Genomic DNA, 18,798 nt, shown 5'->3' with positions numbered 1-18,798 from the left:
ATAGATATGAGGAAATTATAAATAGTAATAATGTGTTTTAAAATTATAATATGAAAAACAAACTTTTACTTCTATTATCAATGTGTATATTCTTAATAATATTAAGTCTATACTGGTTAGCAATAGGTATCTTAATAATTGGAGGGACGTTTTTAATTTTAAAATCTAATCTACATTTTGCACAAGCATTTCGTAAACGGTTTTGGCTGTATTCGCTTTCCAGTCTAATTAGCGTGGTTTTTCTAGCTATTGGAATTCGTGTTTTTATGCTAGATATTTATAATATACCAAGTAGTTCTATGGAAGGGGCTTTATTAATAGGGGATAAAATAGTTGTAAGCAAGCTTCATTATGGTCCTAAATTACCCAAATCACCTTTCGAAATACCTTGGGTAAATATTCTTTTTTATATAGACAAAGAAGCACGAGCAAGTATAGATTCTACCTGGTGGGATTATAAACGATATAATGGTTTTACTAAAATAAAAAGAAATGATGTTATTGTATTTAATAGCACATTAGACAATAAAACCTTTTTTATAAAGCGTTGTATTGGACTGCCGTCTGATAGTATCCAGATTAAGAATGCTATAGTGTATAATGAAGAACAAGAATTAGTAACACCCGCAACTGTAAAACACATTTATAATATTTGGTTTAACGATAAAGAATTATTAACGGCACTAATACAGCCCTATAAACTTCCCGAAATTTCCAAGCCAAACCATGTCAAATTAGGGCTTAACAAACAACAATACACACGATTAAAAACAGCCAAGTGTATAGATTCGATACGTATTCTAAATTATCCTATAAAAACCTTTGCAAATAATTTTTCTGAGAAGGATTCACTGCGTTGGTCTGTAAATAACTGGGATACCGTATGGATTCCCAAAAAAGGAGAGACAATACCATTAACCATCGAAAATTATATGATATATCAGGCCATTTTTGAAAAATTTGAGAAGGTAAACATTCAAAATAAAAAAGGTGTTTTTTGGTCGTATGGTAAACAAATAACAGATTACACCTTTAAACAAAATTACTATTTTATGATGGGCGATAATAGACATAATTCGATAGATTCAAGATATTGGGGTTTTGTACCCGAACAAAACATTGTTGGAAAAACAGTGATGGTATTATCTTCGGTTAATGGAGGTCAGTTTAATTGGAATCGTTTTTTTAAAACTTTGTAATAATACATTTTATGATTTTAGTAAATGGTTTTATGAAGAAAATAAATTACATACCATTTTTAAAATATTTTGTTTTAATAACAATATTTATTTTATGTCTATTAAATCTGCATAAAGGCCATAATTGGGGAGGGGATTTTTCATTATATATCCATCAGGCAGAAAGTATTCTAGAAGGAACCAGTAACGATCTTGCCTTAAAAAATAAATTTACAGTCGAGAATTCTTCATTTAAGGGATTAAGCCCAGTATTATACCCTTGGAGTTTTCCTATTTTACTTACACCTGCTTATGCCATTTTTGGTCTAAACTTTTTTGTGTTTAAATTATTAGAAGTAATTTTTCTAGTTAGTGCATTATATATCATATTTTTAATTATAAAGGCAAATAACCTGCTTAGTTTAAAGTATAATCTATTTTTTATTACTATTACAGGTTTTAATATTGAATATCTTAAAGCCACTAATAACGTACTTTCAGACATCCCTTTTTTACTATTTTCTTTTATTAGCTTATATTACATATTAAAATTTTTAAAAACCCCTAATAAAAACGCTTGGCTACAAGCCGTTTTTTTAGGTTTTATTTTATTTTTTAGTTTTTCTATACGAACAGAAGGCATTGGGCTTTTCTTTGCTTTACTCGTTGGGCAAATACAATACTTGTTTTTTGTATATAAACGTGGAGATAGCGTGTTACAAAATAAGCACCTCCCCTTTATATTGCCCTATATTACAGCAACCATCCTATATTTTATTTTAGGATTAAAACTTCCAATGGGCTTTACATCTCATTTTAGTTATGAAGAATTGATAAGTTGGGGTACGCCTGCTCTAAACTTAGAAATTTATTTTAATTTATTAAAAGAAAAGATGTTTGGTAATCTTGTGATTCCGTACATCATCCATTTTATTTTATGGATTGCTGTTGTTGGCCTTATATCTAGATTAAAAAAAGACATCATTTTTGTTACATACCTTCTTTTTTTAGTCGCTTTATTCTCAATCTGGCCTTTTACCCCTTTACGATTTCTCTATACTGTATATCCTTTTATTCTTTATTTTTTAATACATGGATTACTTTTTATAACCAAGTGCAGTAAGCAAAACTTTTTTGTAAAGTATATGGCATTATTTATTTTATGGATATGCTTAAGTACAAATATCATAAAAACATTTTCGGCGACTTATAAATCTCAATCGAATTCTAATAATGTAGTTTTTGGACCTGAAAGTATAGAAAGTAAAGAGATGTTTGCTTTTATAAAAACGAACACTCAAGAACAGGATATTATAGCTTTTTTTAAACCAAGAGTTATGCATTTTTATACAGATAGAGTGTCGTTGGCATTATCGATAAATCGTGATGAAATTATAGAAAAAACAGCTTATTATGTTGAAACAAAGGGTATGGGGACTTATTTACAAGTACCAATAGAAAATAGATATGTTACAGACAATAGGTTTAAAAACATGTTTTCCAATAGCAAATTTAATATTTATAAAATTGAAGACAATTAAGGGTTCTAAAATATTGAAAACAAGAAATAATGGATAGGTTTAAGAAGTTTATTATAGTTAGCATATGTTTTTTTTCGGTTTATAACTGTAAAGAGGAAAAACAGATGCCCGAAGCAGATATTATAGAAAAAAAGCAATTTCTTCCAGAAAAGAATGAAGTTGACGTTATGATTCTTCAAAAAAGAGTTTTTAAAAAGGAAATAGTAAGTAATGGTAAATTGGTTGCTTTTCAAAAAAACAATTTAAAGTTTGACGTTACAGAAACCCTTGAAAAATTATTTGTAAATAATGGCGATTATGTTAAAAAGGGACAAACACTGGCAACTTTAAAGTCCTTCGTCTACCAACAGGCTCTTACAAAAACTGAAATCAATTTAAAAAAAAGCGAATTAGAATTTCAAGATAAACTTATTGGTCGAGGATACGAATCATTTCATGAAGACAGCATCCCTAAAAAGGAGTACAATATGTTAGCTATTCGTTCTGGCTATAAAAATGCATTACATGAGTTAGAAAATGCCAAATTTAATTTAAAAGCTGTAAAATTAAAAGCGCCTTTTAATGGTAAAGTTGCCAATATAGAAATGAAACAATATGATAAAATTTCTACAGGAGAAGTTGTTATGACACTTATAAATGATACGGCTTTTGAGGTTGAGTTTTATTTAATAGAGTCAGAAATTAGTGAAATATCTATAAATACTAAAATTCAAATGCTGCCTTTTGCGCTCAATAAAAAATATGAGGGCCATATCGTTACCATTAACCCAATAGTTGAAGAAGACGGTACTATTTTGGTAAAGGCGAAAGTGAAAAATGATGGGAATTTGTTAGAAGGGATGAATGTCAAAGTATTTATTCAAAAAGACGTTCCTAATCAATTTATCGTCCCAAAAGAAGCCGTTATTTTAAGACAAAATCAAGAAGTGTTATTCGCATTTAAATCTAAAAAAACCTATTGGACTTATGTACAAACCACTAATGAAAACAGTAATGAATATACAGTAATACCACATCCCGATAAAAGTAGTGCCTCCTTAAAACCAGGAGATACCATTATTGTTTCTGGTAATTTAAACTTAGCGAATGATACCGATGTTGACATTAAAGGCATAAAAGAATACGATGCAAAATAATAAGATAAAACAGAGTTACAATAAATATAATAAAACAAGAAAGGAGGGTCGCAATGTTTTAATTAAATAAATTAAGAAAAGAAAATACTTGTGTTTGTATAACCCATTAACGGAAACATAAGGCGTGTACAATATCAAAAATTATAGTATACGATAAACGTTTAACAAAAAAAGCACAACCTAGTAAATAGCACTTACTAAACCGTGCCATACATTTAATAAATTAAATATTTAATTATGAATACAAAAGTAAATAAAATAGTAAAGCTAGCCGCAGCTGGTTTGTTTTTATTGGCATTAGCCATAAATGTAAAAGTAACTTTAGAGGATCCTTTTGCAATGGTGAGTGAACAGGCTATGGCTTCTGATGGTGGTGGTAGTGATTCTAGTGATGATACTGATGATGGTGTTTCTGCAAATTTTTATAAAATCAAAGATATACGTACACGTTCTGTAAATATTATAACTTCAATAAGTGGTACTCTAAGTGGAGGTATAACCATAAAAGTTGGGGATATATTTGATTCAAGTATAGAATTAGGTTCAGGAGTCTCAATAGAATATGGCCCGGCAGATCAATATAAAATTGTTTGTCTTGGTACGTCAGTAGTTCAAGAGGTAGAATGTCTACAACAAGATTGGGAAACATGCGCAAGTGGAGGATGCCCAACCAATTAAATTTTAATAAACTAAGAGATGCCAAACTAATTTTAGTTTGGCATTCTCTTAACAAAAATATAGTTATTATGAGTAAAATAAAATATTATGTTTTAGTTTCTTTTTTTGTTTTTATTGCATGCAAAAAAGAACAAAAAGTAGCTATGAATTATCAATTAAAAATACCATTTATAAAAGATAAAACATATTTGATTTCTAAGCTTATAGATACATGCTATTATGTTCCATTAGAAACCGCTCCTAGCAACCTTCTTGATGTGATTAAAAAGGTTGTTATCAAGGGGAAACAGGTGTTTGTCTCAGATGATACCTCAATAAATTGTTACGATTTAAAAGGGGGGTTTGTAAATCGAATTAGTAAAATGGGGAGAGGACCAAATGAATATGTAACATTACAAGATTTTGTTATTGATGAGACATACATTTATATATATGACGTTAGTGGAAGAAAAATCTTTCTTTACGATAAAAACACAGGTCTTTATAAGAACTCTATAGTAATACCATTTTTTGCTGATGAAATAGAAAAAATAGGTGACGAAATAATTTTTCATGCTGGACAAAAAAGAAATACGTCTAATTATGATTACGAAATAATTTCATTTAATATAAAAACAAAAAAAATAAGAAAATTTTTTAAGAATTCAGAAAAACATGCTAAAGGTTCAAAATTGAACCATTTAACAAAAAACGGAGAAAGAATTATTTATACACCAAAACAGAGAAATACGGCATATGCTTTTACAAAGGGACTTCAGGTAGAAGGGTATACACTATTTAATTTTTATAAAGATAAAGAACAAGTTGATATTAGCGAATCTTCTTCTAAATACAGTGAAAAATTTAGTTTATTTAGTGATTTTTTAGAGACAAAATCTTATGTTTTTTTTGAATTCAATGATGAAAATAGAATAAACCGAGTTGTTTATGATAAAAAGAATAATGTTTCTATGGAATCAATAAAAAATGATATAGGTCTTTTTTCTTTAGGAACACCAAAAACTATTTACAATGATTATTTTGTGGCTACAGTAGATAGCCATCTATTATCCATGATTAAAAACATTCAACAAGACAATTTAATTAGTAAAAACTTAAGAGAGCAAATTAATAATATATTAATTTCTGATAATTCTACTTTATTCTTTTACAAATTTAAAAATTGATTAAAATATTTGGAGATGTCACAGCCTGTGATACTGAACCCTTTCAATAAAGAATTAAATCTAAGAATCATCTAATTTTTTGTTTTGCTTTGTTAGGCTGTATAATGGAGTAAGAAGCTTGAGATTTAGTAGAATTTGAGCACAATATTAAAATAAATAAATCTTTTTTATAAAAATATGGTAAAATTTTTAATTCATAAGCCCATAGCTGTTTTAATGACCAGTTTAGGTATCCTTATTTTGGGTATCTACGCCTTTGGATTTATACCCGTGTCTTTAATGCCAGATATTGATGTTCCAGAAATTACAGTACAAGTTTCTGCAGAAAACATGTCGGCTAGACAATTAGAAGATGCAGTAGTTAAGTGGTTAAGAAGTTACGTCGAAATTTAATGCAAGTAAGACATTAAAAGTATAAAAGAATCCTATGCAAAATAATACGATAAAACAGAGTTACAATAAATATAATAAAACAAGAAAGGAGGGCCGCAATGTTTTAATTAAATAAATTAAGAAAAGAAAATACTTGTGTTTGCGTATAACTTATTAACGGAAACATAAGGCGTGTGTAATAGTAAATTAGTATACGTAACCTTTAACAAAAAAAGCACGACCTAGTAAATAGCACTTACTAAACCGTGCCAAACATTTAATAAATTAAATATTTAATTATGAATACAAAAGTAAATAAAATAGTAAAGCTAGCCGCAGCTGGTTTGTTTTTATTGGCATTAGCCATAAATGTAAAAGTAACTTTAGAGGATCCTTTTGTAATGGTGAGTGAACAAGCTATGGCTTCAGGCTCAGATGATGTAAGTAGTAGTGATGGTGGTTCTAGTGCTGGAGGTGGTTGGAAATCAAATTACCCGATATGTGGGACAGAAGAAGTTAAAGTCCTGACTGGAAAAATGAGATGGATTCGTAATGGAATTAATATGCTTCCTAACGAAGTTTACTGTGGTGCTTTTACTTTTAATGGGATTCCTGGTTTCCATGCATGTGAGTTTGAATGGGAGACGCAAAATAAAACACAAAGAGTATGTTCTAGTGGGTTCGGACTTTGTTTATGGAATGATCTATCATGCGAGAATAGAAATTAATTAATATTTAATGCCATTAATTATTATATACGATAGTTTTTAAGATTCAATTATGAGTATTATTATACTTAATGGCATTATTTTAAAAAAAATTAAAACAAACAATTAATGTATAAAAACTTTAAACTAAAAAAATATTTATTATTCCTTTTAATATCCATTTCTTTTTTTAAATGCAAAATAGATAGCAGGAATACGCACAAAACAGTAGCATTAAGTAATAATGCGAAAACACTAAATTTTGAAATTAATAAAAATATCTTTATAACAAGTTTTGATTCTATATTCAAAAAAGAAAAACTTATTAAGCTAGAGACTAAACCTATTTCACTAATCACAAATGTTTATAGAGTAGATTATTACAACAATAATATTTACATAATAGACTCAGGTACAGACTATAGTGTAACATGTTTTGATAGTAAAGGAACGTTTAAATTTAAATTAAAAAAAATTGGCAGAGGCCCACACGAGTATACTAAAATTGTTTATGGAGCTGTAAATGATTACAATGGAGATATAGAAATTATTGCTAATATGGGGCGTGATTTTATAGTTTATGATTCACTAGGAAATTTTAAGGAGAGAACAAAATTGCCTTATACAGCAAAGAGTTTCTGTAGTTTAAAAAGTAAGAGATATTTTTATAAAGGATATGTTGAACAAAGTGAAAACGAAAACACCAATTTCAGGGTTTATAGCACCAATTATACGGGGAAAGATATAAAAAAATACTTGCCATATTTAGTTTCTAAAAACCCCGAAGCGGGTTCTCATTATTTGTATGGCTTCTCAAAAAGAAAGAAAGGTGAGTATCGATTCGTTGAAAAATATAATGATACTGTTTATAAAATAAATTCAGAAACTTTTACACCCTTGTATAAAATAAATTTTGTAGGATATGAAGATAATAAACCTGATAATTTTTTATATGATAGTGAAAAATATGGAAATCAGATGAAAAAGGCAAAAGAACTAAAAATACCCTCTATATCTAATTTTCAAGAATATGACAGTTACATTACTGGTAAGTATACTAAAATAAAAAACAAAAAAGAATATGTTTATAGATTTATATATGATAAAATTAATAAAAAAATAATCCAAAATAGATCCATGGTTCCTTTATCGAGAAGGCTAAATATAAATACACCAGAACTTCTTCCTGATTTTTCTATGAACGGTACCCCTTCCTGTTATATCTACCCTGTTGATATAGACAACTATATTAATGATTCAAGATTGAACCATTATGAAGATGAAAAAAAGAGAAGGCATGAACTTACGTCCTATTTTGAATATGATGGTAATGTTGATGCTAACCCATATATCCTTCAATATAAACCATTAAAGTAAATGAGAATAAATCATGTAATAATTGTCTCTCTTTGCATTATATCGCTTAGCTGTATAACTAAATTGAATACCGATATCAACCAAGATTTGGTTAAGGATAATAATGTTTTTTCAAATAAAGCATTAGAATTAACTATAACCAATATGTTAAATCATAATAAAAATTTATTGACAAAAGTCAATAATTTATGTATACAAGAAGAGAAACTATTTTTTTTCTATTCTAAAGATGAATGTACTACATGCATAGATAATGCTTTGACTGATATTTATGAATTAGCAAAAAAAGCTAATGACTCCAAAATAATAATAATTACACCAGGGTTAGATGAGAAGCAAAATAATTTACTTTTTAGAAGATATGACGGGTACTTGATTTTTATTTCTGGAACTCAAAATATATGGGATAAGTATGCTTTAGAGATTAAAAATAATTTGGCTCTATTTTTTACTATGACACCAAAGATGAATATTTCTAGTTCTTATGTTTTTAAAATGCATAAAAAAAATGAAAACAAATCTTTTTTTGAATATATAAAAAAGCGATTTAATGATTAATGATTTTTTTCATTTTACCAAATAAAAAATATTGAATCATTATAAATAATTTATAAAAAGAAAAGAGTACTATGGTAAAATTTCTAATTGATAAGCCCATAGCTGTTTTAATGAGCACCTTAGGCATCCTTATTTTGGGTATCTACGCCTTTGGACTTATACCCGTGTCTTTAATGCCAGATATTGATATTCCAGAAATTACGGTGCAAGTTTCTGCAGAAAACATGTCGGCTAGACAATTAGAAGATGCAGTGGTTAAGCAGTTACGTCGAAACTTAATGCAGGTAAGCCATTTAAAAGACATTACAACAGAAACCAGTAGTGAAAAAGCCATTTTAAGGTTAAGTTTTAATCACGGTACTAAAATAGATTATTCCTTTATAGAAGTTAATGAGAAAATAGATCGAGCTATGGGCAGTTTCCCTAAAACTATGAAACGCCCAAAAGTTATTAAAGCTAGTGCTACCGATGTGCCTGTATTTTATTTGAATATGTACCTAAAGTCAGCTTCTAAAAAAGTAAAAGAACCTGCTCAAAACGATTTATACCCAGTAACACAAAAGTTTGTTGATTTTAACAGATTTGCAAATCATGTTATTCGTAAACGTATCGAACAAATTGGTGAAGTGGCTATGGTCGATGTTAGTGGTTTGGTAGCTCCTGAAATTTTAATAATCCCTAACTATGATAAACTAAGTGCTTTAAATATAAGCTTAGATGAATTAGAATCTGCCATTAAAAAATACGATTTAAAGATTGGGAGTTTATTAATTAAAGATAACCAATATCAATACGACGTGCGATTAGGAATGTCGTTAAATAATATTCAAGAAATTGAAAATATTTATATAAATAAAAACAACAGACTTTTTCAGCTTAAAGATTTAGCACAAGTATTAGAGCATCCGCAAAGTAGAACGGGTTTGGCACTTTCTAATAGTCATGAAGCTATTACTATGGCTATTATAAAGCAAAGTGATGCTCGCATGGGCGATTTAAAAATAGCCTTAAATACGCTTTTAAATTATTTAGAAGAAGATTATCCCAATATAGGTTTTTCCATTACTAGAGATCAAACAAAACTGTTAGACTATGCCATTAATAATTTGCTTCAAAGTTTACTGTGGGGAATCTTTTTAGCATTTGGGATTATGTTTTTATTTTTAAAAAATGTTAAATCGCCTTTGTTAATTGGGGTTACTATACCTATTTCTATAATTATTAGTTTACTCTGTTTTCAATTGTTTGGTATTTCTATTAATATTATCTCACTCTCTGGTTTGGTTTTGGGTATTGGTTTGATGATAGATAACTCCATTATTGTTATTGATAATATTACACAATTTAGGGAGCAGGGAGAATCCCTCTCAAAAGCTTGTATTTTGGGTACTAATGAAGTTTTAAAACCTTTGCTTAGTTCTGCGCTTACAACCTGTGCCGTATTTTTACCATTAGTTTTTTTAAGCGGTATTAGTGGTGCTTTATTTTACGATCAGGCTATGGCAGTAACTACCGGTCTATTCGCATCTTTACTTGTTTCGGTTACTTTATTACCTGTATTATATCGTTTGTTTCATTTTAAAGACACCAATAAAATTGATAGAATAAGTCGTTTTCTGGCTAACAAGAATACGCTAGATTATGCTGTTTTGTATGAAAAGGGGTTTAGATGGGTGATGCGTAAACAACGTATGTCTTGGAGCCTTTGTTTGCTTTTATTAATAGTTGCCATAGGTTTGTTTATGACATTACCAAAAACGACAATGCCTAATTTTTCAACTTCCGAAACCTTGCTAAAAATAGATTGGAATAATCAAATAAATGTAGAAGAGAATAAACGCAGAGTTTTAGAGCTATTAGAATTTGTTGACGACAATATAATTGATAATACTGCTCTTGTAGGAACCCAACAATTTGTATTAAATAAAGAAACAGAAGCAAGAACCTCAGAAACAACCATTTATTTACAATGTAAAGCCCCTGAATTATTAGCTAAAGTTAAAAAAGAGATAAGTCATTTTATACTTAATAAGCATCCAACAGCGCTTTATGAATATAAAGCTGTTGATAATATTTTTAATTTAATATTTTCTGACGATGAAGCCCCGTTAGTCGCACATCTTAGGCATGTTACAAACATAGGAAGTTATCAAAACACCCAACTTCAAAATATATGGTATAATGTGCAACAGCATCTTAATAATTTAGAGTTAAAACCTATAGCTTGGCAAGACTATATGGCTTTAGTTGTAGATAAGGAGAAACTTATGACTTATGGTGTAAATGCTAATACATTATTTAATACCCTAAAAAGTGCATTTAACGAACGAGAAATACTATCTATTATAGACAATCAGAATTTTGTGCCCGTTATTTTAGGGAGTACAAAAAAAAATATTGAAGCCGTATTAAGCGAAACCATGATAACCTCTGAAGGTGATGCCGAGTTTCATCTGCAAGACTTTGTTAAAGTGACGACTTCTAAAGGTTTAAAAACAATTAGCGGAGGAAAGGAAGGAGAATACTTCCCTTTGGAACTGCAAATAAAAGATAATGATATGGAGTCTACTATAAGCAGTGTAAAAGACATTGTGTCAAAGAACAAATGGTATGATGTTAGTTTTAGTGGAAGCTTTTTTTCCAATCAAGAACTCATTGACGAATTAAAAATTGTCTTACTTATTTCTTTAGTATTACTTTATTTCATTTTAGCTTCTCAATTTGAATCCTTTTTAATGCCCCTTATTATACTAATTGAAGTTCCATTAGATTTAGCAGGTGCTTTTTTGTTTCTAAAACTATTTGGTATGAGCATTAATTTAATGTCCATGATTGGCATTGTCGTTATGTGTGGAATTATCATTAACGATTCCATCTTAAAAGTAGATACTATTATTCAATTACAAAGAAAAGGCAGCTCTTTAATGAAAGCACTATTAGTTGCAGGGGAAAGGCGATTAAAACCAATACTTATGACGAGTTTAACAACTATTCTAGCATTAATCCCTTTACTATTTTCTAGTGGTTTGGGAGCAGAATTACAAGCGCCTTTGGCAATAAGCTTAATAGGAGGTATGCTATTAGGTACACTAGTAAGTTTATATTTTATTCCTCTTTGTTATTATTATCTAGTTAAAAAATAAATTGTATGTTAAAAAATATATCAAGGCATTTTATCCTTCTTATTTGTTGTGTTCTGTTTAGTTCGATAACAAATGCTCAAAACAAGGGTATTATTGATTATCCAAAACAAATATTGACACTTAATGATGTCTTAAATTTAGCCAATAAAAAATCCCTTGATGCTTTTAAAGCCAAACGTGAATATGGTGTAAGCTATTGGGGATTTAAATCATTCAAGTCTAGCTTACTGCCGAAAGTAGATTTTACCCTGCAGCCATTAACGTATAATAGATCGGTAATACAACGTTATGACTCAGAGTTAAACATAGATGTTTATAGATCACAACAAAACTTAAATAGCTATGCTAATCTTTCTGTTACTCAAAATATAAGAGCCACAGGAACCAATTTATATATAAACTCTACTTTTAATAGATTAGAAAATTACGGCGCTTTGGCTAATGAAAGTTATAACGCAACACCTATTAGTGTAGGTCTTATACAACCATTAATGGCATTTAACGAATTTAAATGGCAACATAAAATAGCGCCTCTTGAGTACGAAAAAGCAAAACAAGATTTTATCTATGAGATGCAAGCTATTAATTTAAAAACAGTTAATTTATTTTTTAGTTGGGCATTAGCTAGTAAAAAACTTGAAATAGCACAAGAAAATAAAGTGTCATCCGAAAAGCTGTTTAAAATAGGTAAACAGCGCTACGATATTGGATCTATAGAAAAGGACGATTTACTTAATCTAGAGTTAGATGTGTATAATGCCAATACAAAACTAACCCAAAACGAACAAGTTTTAGAAAAAGCAGAAGCAGAATTAATATTATTTTTAAGAGTTGATCTCCCTTCTAAAATGGTTCCAGAATTACCTGAATTAATTTCAAATTTACAAATAAACGTTGATGATGCTATTAGGTATGCCAATACTAATAATCCGGATATTTTAAATTTAAAATTGCGCAAAGTAAAAGCGCTAAGAGATTTAGACCAAGCTATTAAAAATAACCGTTTCGATTTGTTTGTAACAGCTAGTTATGGACTAAATCAACAAGGAAATACATTTAATGCGGTATATGGTAATTTTTTAGAACAGGAAATGGTTGCTATTCAATTAAATATTCCCATTCTAGATTGGGGAGAACGAAAAGGCAATATTAAAACAGCAAAAATGAACAAAGAAGTTATCGATATTGAACTGCAGCAAGATGAAGATACCTATAAACAAAATATTACCATAAAGGTTAACGATTTTAACCTTCAAAGAGAATTGGTATTGGGTACATTGAGAACCAGCGAAATTTCTAAAGAATCTTATAAAATAACAGAAAAAAGGTTTTTGTCTGGGCAGGTAGATTTATTGAACCTAAGTAGCTCTAGACAGGCATGGCAATTAGCAACTGAAAATTATATACAAAGCTTACAAAGCTATTGGACGCTCTACTATGGAGTACAACAATTAACATTATTTAATTTTATGAGTGGTAATAATTTAAAACAAGATTTCAATACTATTTTAGATGATTAAAAATAATTAGAATTCAGAAAACTACGGAGTTTTATAAAATTATCGATTATTGGTTTAAAATTAAACTATAGATGTCTAATTGAAAATGTATTTAGAAAAAAATGAACTATTTAAAAGTCTTAATTAGTAATGCCACAAAACAATAATTATAATATGAAACGTAACCCGTCCTCCTTTTCTATTATTCTAATTTTTGTTTGCCTTTCCATTATTGGTGCCAGCTTAATACCCTTATTAAGTGTCCAGTTAATACCTTCAAAAAAGTCACCAACTTTAAGTGTGTCTTTTAGTTGGCGAGATGCCTCCTCTAAAGTTCTGGAACAAGAGGTAACCTCTAAATTAGAAGGTGTTTTTAATACCATAAAAGGCGTTAAAAAAATAAGTTCATATTCTAATAAAGGAAGAGGTTCTATTTCTATCAATTTTAAGAAAAATATTGATATAGATGTGGTTCGTTTTGAAATAGCAAACTTAATCCGACAAAGTTATTCTGAACTTCCTGAAGGTGTAAGTTACCCTCAACTGTCGTTAAGTAGTGCAAACGAAAATAATGCCCCTATTATTTCTTATAGTGTTAACGCTAATGAAAGCCCATACCATATTAAAAAATATGCCGAAAATTATATTGTTCCGAAATTATCAAATATTAAAGGAATTAATCAAATTAATGTATATGGAGCTGCTCCTTTTGAATGGGTTATAGAATATGATAGCCAAAAATTAATACAACTCAACATCACCGTAAATGATATTAACTCAGCCATAAACGAATATTTGCAAACAAAAGCATTAGGAAATGGTATTATAACTTCAAAATACAGTGAAACAATACAGGAAATAGCTGTAGTTTTAAAACATAAACTTGAAGATGATGCTATTATTTGGAAAGAAATCCCCATAAAAAAAAATAACAAAATTATTTATTTAAAAAATTTAGCAAAAGTAAGGTTTAAAGAAGGAGCAATGCGTAACTTTTATAGAGTTAATGGTTTAAACACGGTTAATCTGGTTGTTTCTGCAGAAAAAGATGTTAATACCATAGCACTAGTAAAAGAAGTTAGAAATCTTGTAGAGGTGATAAAAAAGGATATTCCAATAGGTTATTCCATAAAACTAACACAAGACACGACTGACTATATTGTTGAAGAACTGCGAAAAATAGGATTGAGAACCTTTTTTTCTTTTTTAATTTTGTTAGTCTTAATTATTCTGATAAATAGAAGTTTTAAATATTTAGCTGTATTATTCTTAAGTATTATAACAAACCTTTTAATAGCTGTTGTTTTTTATTATCTATTTAAGGTAGAACTCCAACTATATTCTTTTGCAGGTATTACTATTTCGTTTGGAATTATCATAGATAATAGTATCATTATGATTGATCACTTACGAAACAAAGGTGATAAAAAGGTGTTTTTAGCCATTTTAGCAGCAACATTAACAACCATTGGAGCTTTAATGGTTGTATTTTTATTGGAGGAAAGTCAGCGTAATAATTTATGGGATTTTGCTTTAGTTATAGCTATCAATATTGGTGTGTCTTTATTAATATCTCTGTATTATGTTCCTGCATTATTAGAAAAAATTAATTTAGAACATAAGCGTGTTAAATTCTCCAGAAAACGAAAACGCCGTGTATATAAATTTACCAGAAAATACACGAACATAATAACATGGATGCGGAAACCAAAATTTAAATGGATATTTATAATCCTTGTTGTTTTAGGTTTTGGCTTGCCTTTACATTTACTACCAAAATTTATAGAAGGGGAAGGTCATTTAGCAAGTACCTATAATAAAATCCTCGGAAATGAATGGTTTAATACAGAAATGCGTCCTACTTTAGAAACCATTTTGGGAGGTTCTTTAAGATTGTTTACAGAAGATGTCTTTAAAAACTCTTATTACAACGAACCAGAACGGACTACACTCAGGATAACAGGTAGTATGCCTGACGGCTGTACTATAGAACAGCTTAATGATGTTATTATTAAAATGGAAAACTATATAGGACTTTTTGAAGAAGTAGAGCTTTATGAGACCCGAATTAATAGTCATAAAAGTTCTAGTATTTCGATTTATTTTAAAGATGAATTTGAACGAGGTTCCTTCCCGCATACATTAAAAAGTCTATTAGAATCTAAAGTTAATAGTCTAGGTGGTTTAGATTGGTCTGTTAGTGGCGTTGGTAGAGGTTTTTCTAATGCTTTAGGCACAGGGTATAAAAGTAACATAATTGAGATAGAAGGTTATAATTATGACAAATTATATGGTTATGCAGAATTTTTAAAAAAGCAACTTATTAAAAATTCTTTTGGCAGGATAAAAGATGTTGAGATTAGTGGCAGCCGTAGGGGAAATAATGTCCTTAATGAGTATTATTTAGATTTTGATATAGAAAAACTAGCCATAGCAGATGTTTCTCAAACGCAAGTTTATAGTTATTTAAAAAACCAAGTGTATACAGGAATATTAACATCTATAGTTCAAGACAATGAATTACAACAAGTAAAGTTGGTGTCTGATAATTATAAAAAATTTAATGTATGGGATTTAAAACATACTCCAATTTCTATTCAAAATAAACAATATAAATTAGACCAATTGGCAGCTATTGAAAAGAGAAAAACAGGAAATTCTATTTCAAAAACAAATCAACAGTATCGCTTAATTGTTTCCTATAATTTTATTGGTTCTTATCAATTAGCAAATAAAGTAAAAGAAAACAATATAGAAAAATTAAAAAACAAGTTACCTATGGGGTATAGAACCTTTAATCAATTATTTAATAGATGGAATAAAGAAGACAGTAAACAGTATTTCTATATATTAATAGTTATTGTTATTGTTTTCTTCATATGTAGTATCCTTTTAGAATCGTTAAAACAACCTTTAGCGATTATAAGCATGATTCCTATTTCTTTTATTGGTGTATTCTTAACTTTTTATTTGTTTGAATTTAATTTTGACCAAGGGGGTTATGCTGCTTTTATTTTGCTTTGTGGAATTAGTGTGAACTCGGCATTATACATTATTAACGACTATAATAATTTAAGAAAACAACACCAAAAAAGAAATATCCAATCACTTTTTTTTAAAGCATTTAACTATAAAATAATTCCTGTAACTCTAACTATAATATCAACAATTGTTGGTCTAGTCCCTTTTGTTTGGAATGGGCAAAATGAAGCTTTTTGGTTTTCATTTGCAGTTGGATCTATTGGTGGATTAATATTCTCGTTAATAGGTATATTTTTTTATTTACCAATTTTTATTGTTAGAAATAAAAAATAAACCACTCCTATGGATTGAAAATCCATAGTTTTAAGTAAAGAATGAAATTCTTATCACACATTATTCTAATATCCATTTACTGGCTAAGTTTGAAAGCAAACATAATGAAGGTTTTAAAGGTAAGTTGAAAATTTCAAAATTATCTAAAAAAGGACAATTAGATATTGTTGAAAGTTTATACAACTATATTAAAAATTAAGAGTTAAAAGAAGATAGTGAATGGGGGAATTACTATAACAAAATCAATTATAGTGATGATGCTTTCATACAGAAATCTGATATAATAAATAAATGGATTTCTAATCTAAATGTAGACACACTTATTGATGTTGGTGGGAACGATGGTACTTTCGTTAGAAAAATAAATGCGAAATTAAAGCAGGCTTTGGTTTGTGATATTGATAATAACAGTGTAGATATTAATTATAGAACAATTAAAAATAAAAACGAGACACATATCATTCCTTTTGTTTTAGATGTTTTAGATCCATCTGCAGCTATTGGATTTAAAAACACAGAGCGGGATTCTTTTATAAATAGACTTAAGAATTATGCCCCAGATATTACTTTGGCTTTGGCATTAATTCATCACATGTCCTTATCAGGTAACATAACTTTTCATATGTCGGCATCATTTTTTGCTTCATTCTCTAAGTATTTAATTATTGAATTTCTTAAAAGAAATGATTCTTGGGTGCAACATTTATTAGATAACAAAGCAGACTTTAAAGATCATTTTGGTTTTTAACATAGAAGATTTACGTTAGTTAAATATTTGTAAAAACCTGAAGCATAATACTTCAAGTTTTTTTTCGTCTATAGTTTTAGATGTATTAATTTTGTACATATTTATTTATATTAAAAAAATGGAAGATTTAACACAAGAAGAATGGGCATCACAATTAGCTGATGATAGTAATGCAATCGTATTGGATGTAAGAACTGATGCTGAGGTTGCAGATGGTATAATACCAAATGCGATACATATAGATATATACAAAGGCGAAGCATTTGTCTCTGAAATTGAAGATTTAGATAAAAGCAAAAATTATTATGTTTATTGTCGCTCTGGGAACAGAAGTGGTCAAGCATGTGCTATTATGGACGAACTAGGTTTTGAAAATGCATATAACCTTGAAGGTGGTATTTTGGAGTGGGAAGGCGATTTAGTTGATTTAGATTAATTTTTTAGAATGAAGCGGCTCATATTATTTTTATGTACGCTATTTAGCTTAAGTGCGACGAATTGTAAAGGCAAGGACTCATCATTTAAAGAAACTATAAAAGTAGTTTCTCCAAAAGTTATGCAAACACTTTTAGCTAAAGATTCAATACAACTTATAGATGTTAGAACTCCTGAAGAGTTTGAGCAAGGATATATTGAAGGCGCCCAGAATATAAATTATTTGTCTGCTACTTTTAATTCAGATATTAAAAAATTAGATAAAACCAAGCCTGTTATTTTGTATTGTAAATCTGGCGGACGTAGTGCCAAAAGTAGCAGAAAATTACTCGATATCGGCTTTACCGAGATTTATGACTTAACAGGAGGAATTACCAGATGGAAAGAAGAAGGGTTTGAAATCACGATTGAGTAAAGACTATAGAATTTATACTGCTAATACGCTATTTTTATCTAAATTAATATCATTCAACTACTTTTTGAGTACTTTACCTTTTTATTTTTAAGAGAGAAACCATTTTTTTCTATCTTTATAGAAAAGTTTGCTGTTTTAAATATAAATAGCTTCTTTTAAAGGTTTTAACTAAAACTATTATTTAAAAAGATGGAAAATGGTTATGTGATATTAGGTATAATTGCACTATTATTTCTAAGTATGTATGGTTACTCGTATATGTCGGTAGCTATGGAGAAATTTAGAATTAAAAGAGAAAAGAAAAGAGAAATACTGAAAGATGAGTTAAGGCGACAGGAGCGTATTAAAAAGCAAGAGATTAGAGATGAGAAATTCCGAAAGTTTAATAAACGAAAAGAGGAAATTCAGCATGAGCTTATGTTGTTAGAAAAAATGAAAGAAAAGCAAAAAGCAGGTTAATTAAAAAGTACCACTCGTAATAAAAAAAACCTTTTGAATATATTCAAAAGGTTTTTTTTATTGAAAAGTTT

The 18,798-nt window shown here is 28.9% G+C and carries 16 protein-coding genes; all 16 read left to right on the top strand.

Going from position 1 to position 18,798, the window contains the following annotated elements:
- Positions 1–50: 50 nt before the first annotated feature.
- The 16 genes from lepB (at position 51) to Q4Q35_RS13100 (ending at position 18,727) form a co-directional block, all read left to right on the top strand.
- On the top strand, positions 51–1,199 hold the full coding sequence (gene lepB, locus Q4Q35_RS13175; RefSeq protein ID WP_303278459.1) for a signal peptidase I: 1,149 nt from the start codon (positions 51–53) through the stop codon (positions 1,197–1,199).
- Positions 1,200–1,231: 32 nt separating this feature from the next.
- Positions 1,232–2,719 carry a glycosyltransferase family protein gene (locus Q4Q35_RS13170; RefSeq protein WP_303278458.1) on the top strand — a complete coding sequence of 496 codons (1,488 nt, stop codon included), beginning with the start codon at positions 1,232–1,234 and terminating at the stop codon, positions 2,717–2,719.
- Between the two features lie 104 nt (positions 2,720–2,823).
- Positions 2,824–3,855 (top strand): efflux RND transporter periplasmic adaptor subunit, encoded by a 1,032-nt coding sequence (locus Q4Q35_RS13165; RefSeq protein ID WP_303278457.1) that lies wholly within the window; start codon positions 2,824–2,826, stop codon positions 3,853–3,855.
- Positions 3,856–4,092: 237 nt separating this feature from the next.
- Positions 4,093–4,533, top strand: coding sequence for a hypothetical protein (locus Q4Q35_RS13160; protein WP_303278456.1), 441 nt, complete (start codon positions 4,093–4,095; stop codon positions 4,531–4,533).
- Positions 4,534–4,601: 68 nt separating this feature from the next.
- Positions 4,602–5,699 (top strand): DUF4934 domain-containing protein, encoded by a 1,098-nt coding sequence (locus Q4Q35_RS13155; protein WP_303278454.1) that lies wholly within the window; start codon positions 4,602–4,604, stop codon positions 5,697–5,699.
- A 177-nt stretch (positions 5,700–5,876) separates the two neighbouring features.
- A complete protein-coding gene (locus Q4Q35_RS13150) occupies positions 5,877–6,092 on the top strand; it encodes an efflux RND transporter permease subunit (protein ID WP_303278453.1) in 216 nt (71 codons plus the stop codon).
- 278 nt (positions 6,093–6,370) lie between these two features.
- The gene (locus tag Q4Q35_RS13145; RefSeq protein WP_303278452.1) at positions 6,371–6,799 is read left to right on the top strand and encodes a hypothetical protein; all 429 of its coding nucleotides are present in this window, start codon (positions 6,371–6,373) and stop codon (positions 6,797–6,799) included.
- Between the two features lie 108 nt (positions 6,800–6,907).
- Positions 6,908–8,155: a DUF4934 domain-containing protein gene (locus Q4Q35_RS13140; RefSeq protein ID WP_303278451.1), complete on the top strand. Its 1,248-nt coding sequence runs from the start codon at positions 6,908–6,910 to the stop codon at positions 8,153–8,155.
- Entirely contained in the window at positions 8,156–8,713 is a 558-nt protein-coding gene (locus Q4Q35_RS13135) for a hypothetical protein (protein WP_303278450.1), read from the top strand.
- Positions 8,714–8,784: 71 nt separating this feature from the next.
- Positions 8,785–11,856, top strand: a complete 3,072-nt coding sequence (locus tag Q4Q35_RS13130; protein WP_303278449.1) for an efflux RND transporter permease subunit — start codon at positions 8,785–8,787, stop codon at positions 11,854–11,856.
- Between the two features lie 5 nt (positions 11,857–11,861).
- Positions 11,862–13,376, top strand: coding sequence for a TolC family protein (locus Q4Q35_RS13125; RefSeq protein WP_303278448.1), 1,515 nt, complete (start codon positions 11,862–11,864; stop codon positions 13,374–13,376).
- A 153-nt stretch (positions 13,377–13,529) separates the two neighbouring features.
- The gene (locus Q4Q35_RS13120; protein WP_303278447.1) at positions 13,530–16,670 is read left to right on the top strand and encodes an efflux RND transporter permease subunit; all 3,141 of its coding nucleotides are present in this window, start codon (positions 13,530–13,532) and stop codon (positions 16,668–16,670) included.
- Between the two features lie 385 nt (positions 16,671–17,055).
- The gene (locus Q4Q35_RS13115; RefSeq protein ID WP_303278446.1) at positions 17,056–17,418 is read left to right on the top strand and encodes a hypothetical protein; all 363 of its coding nucleotides are present in this window, start codon (positions 17,056–17,058) and stop codon (positions 17,416–17,418) included.
- Positions 17,419–17,536: 118 nt separating this feature from the next.
- Entirely contained in the window at positions 17,537–17,854 is a 318-nt protein-coding gene (locus tag Q4Q35_RS13110) for a rhodanese-like domain-containing protein (protein ID WP_303278445.1), read from the top strand.
- Positions 17,855–17,863: 9 nt separating this feature from the next.
- Positions 17,864–18,268, top strand: coding sequence for a rhodanese-like domain-containing protein (locus Q4Q35_RS13105; protein ID WP_303278444.1), 405 nt, complete (start codon positions 17,864–17,866; stop codon positions 18,266–18,268).
- A 189-nt stretch (positions 18,269–18,457) separates the two neighbouring features.
- Positions 18,458–18,727 carry a hypothetical protein gene (locus tag Q4Q35_RS13100; protein ID WP_303278443.1) on the top strand — a complete coding sequence of 90 codons (270 nt, stop codon included), beginning with the start codon at positions 18,458–18,460 and terminating at the stop codon, positions 18,725–18,727.
- The last annotated feature ends 71 nt before the right edge of the window (positions 18,728–18,798 follow it).

Source organism: Flavivirga aquimarina, assembly GCF_030540835.1.
Classification (GTDB): Bacteria; Bacteroidota; Bacteroidia; order Flavobacteriales; family Flavobacteriaceae; genus Flavivirga; species Flavivirga aquimarina.
Note: the sequence above shows the minus strand (reverse complement) of the source record. Positions and strands in the feature narration are given on the sequence as shown.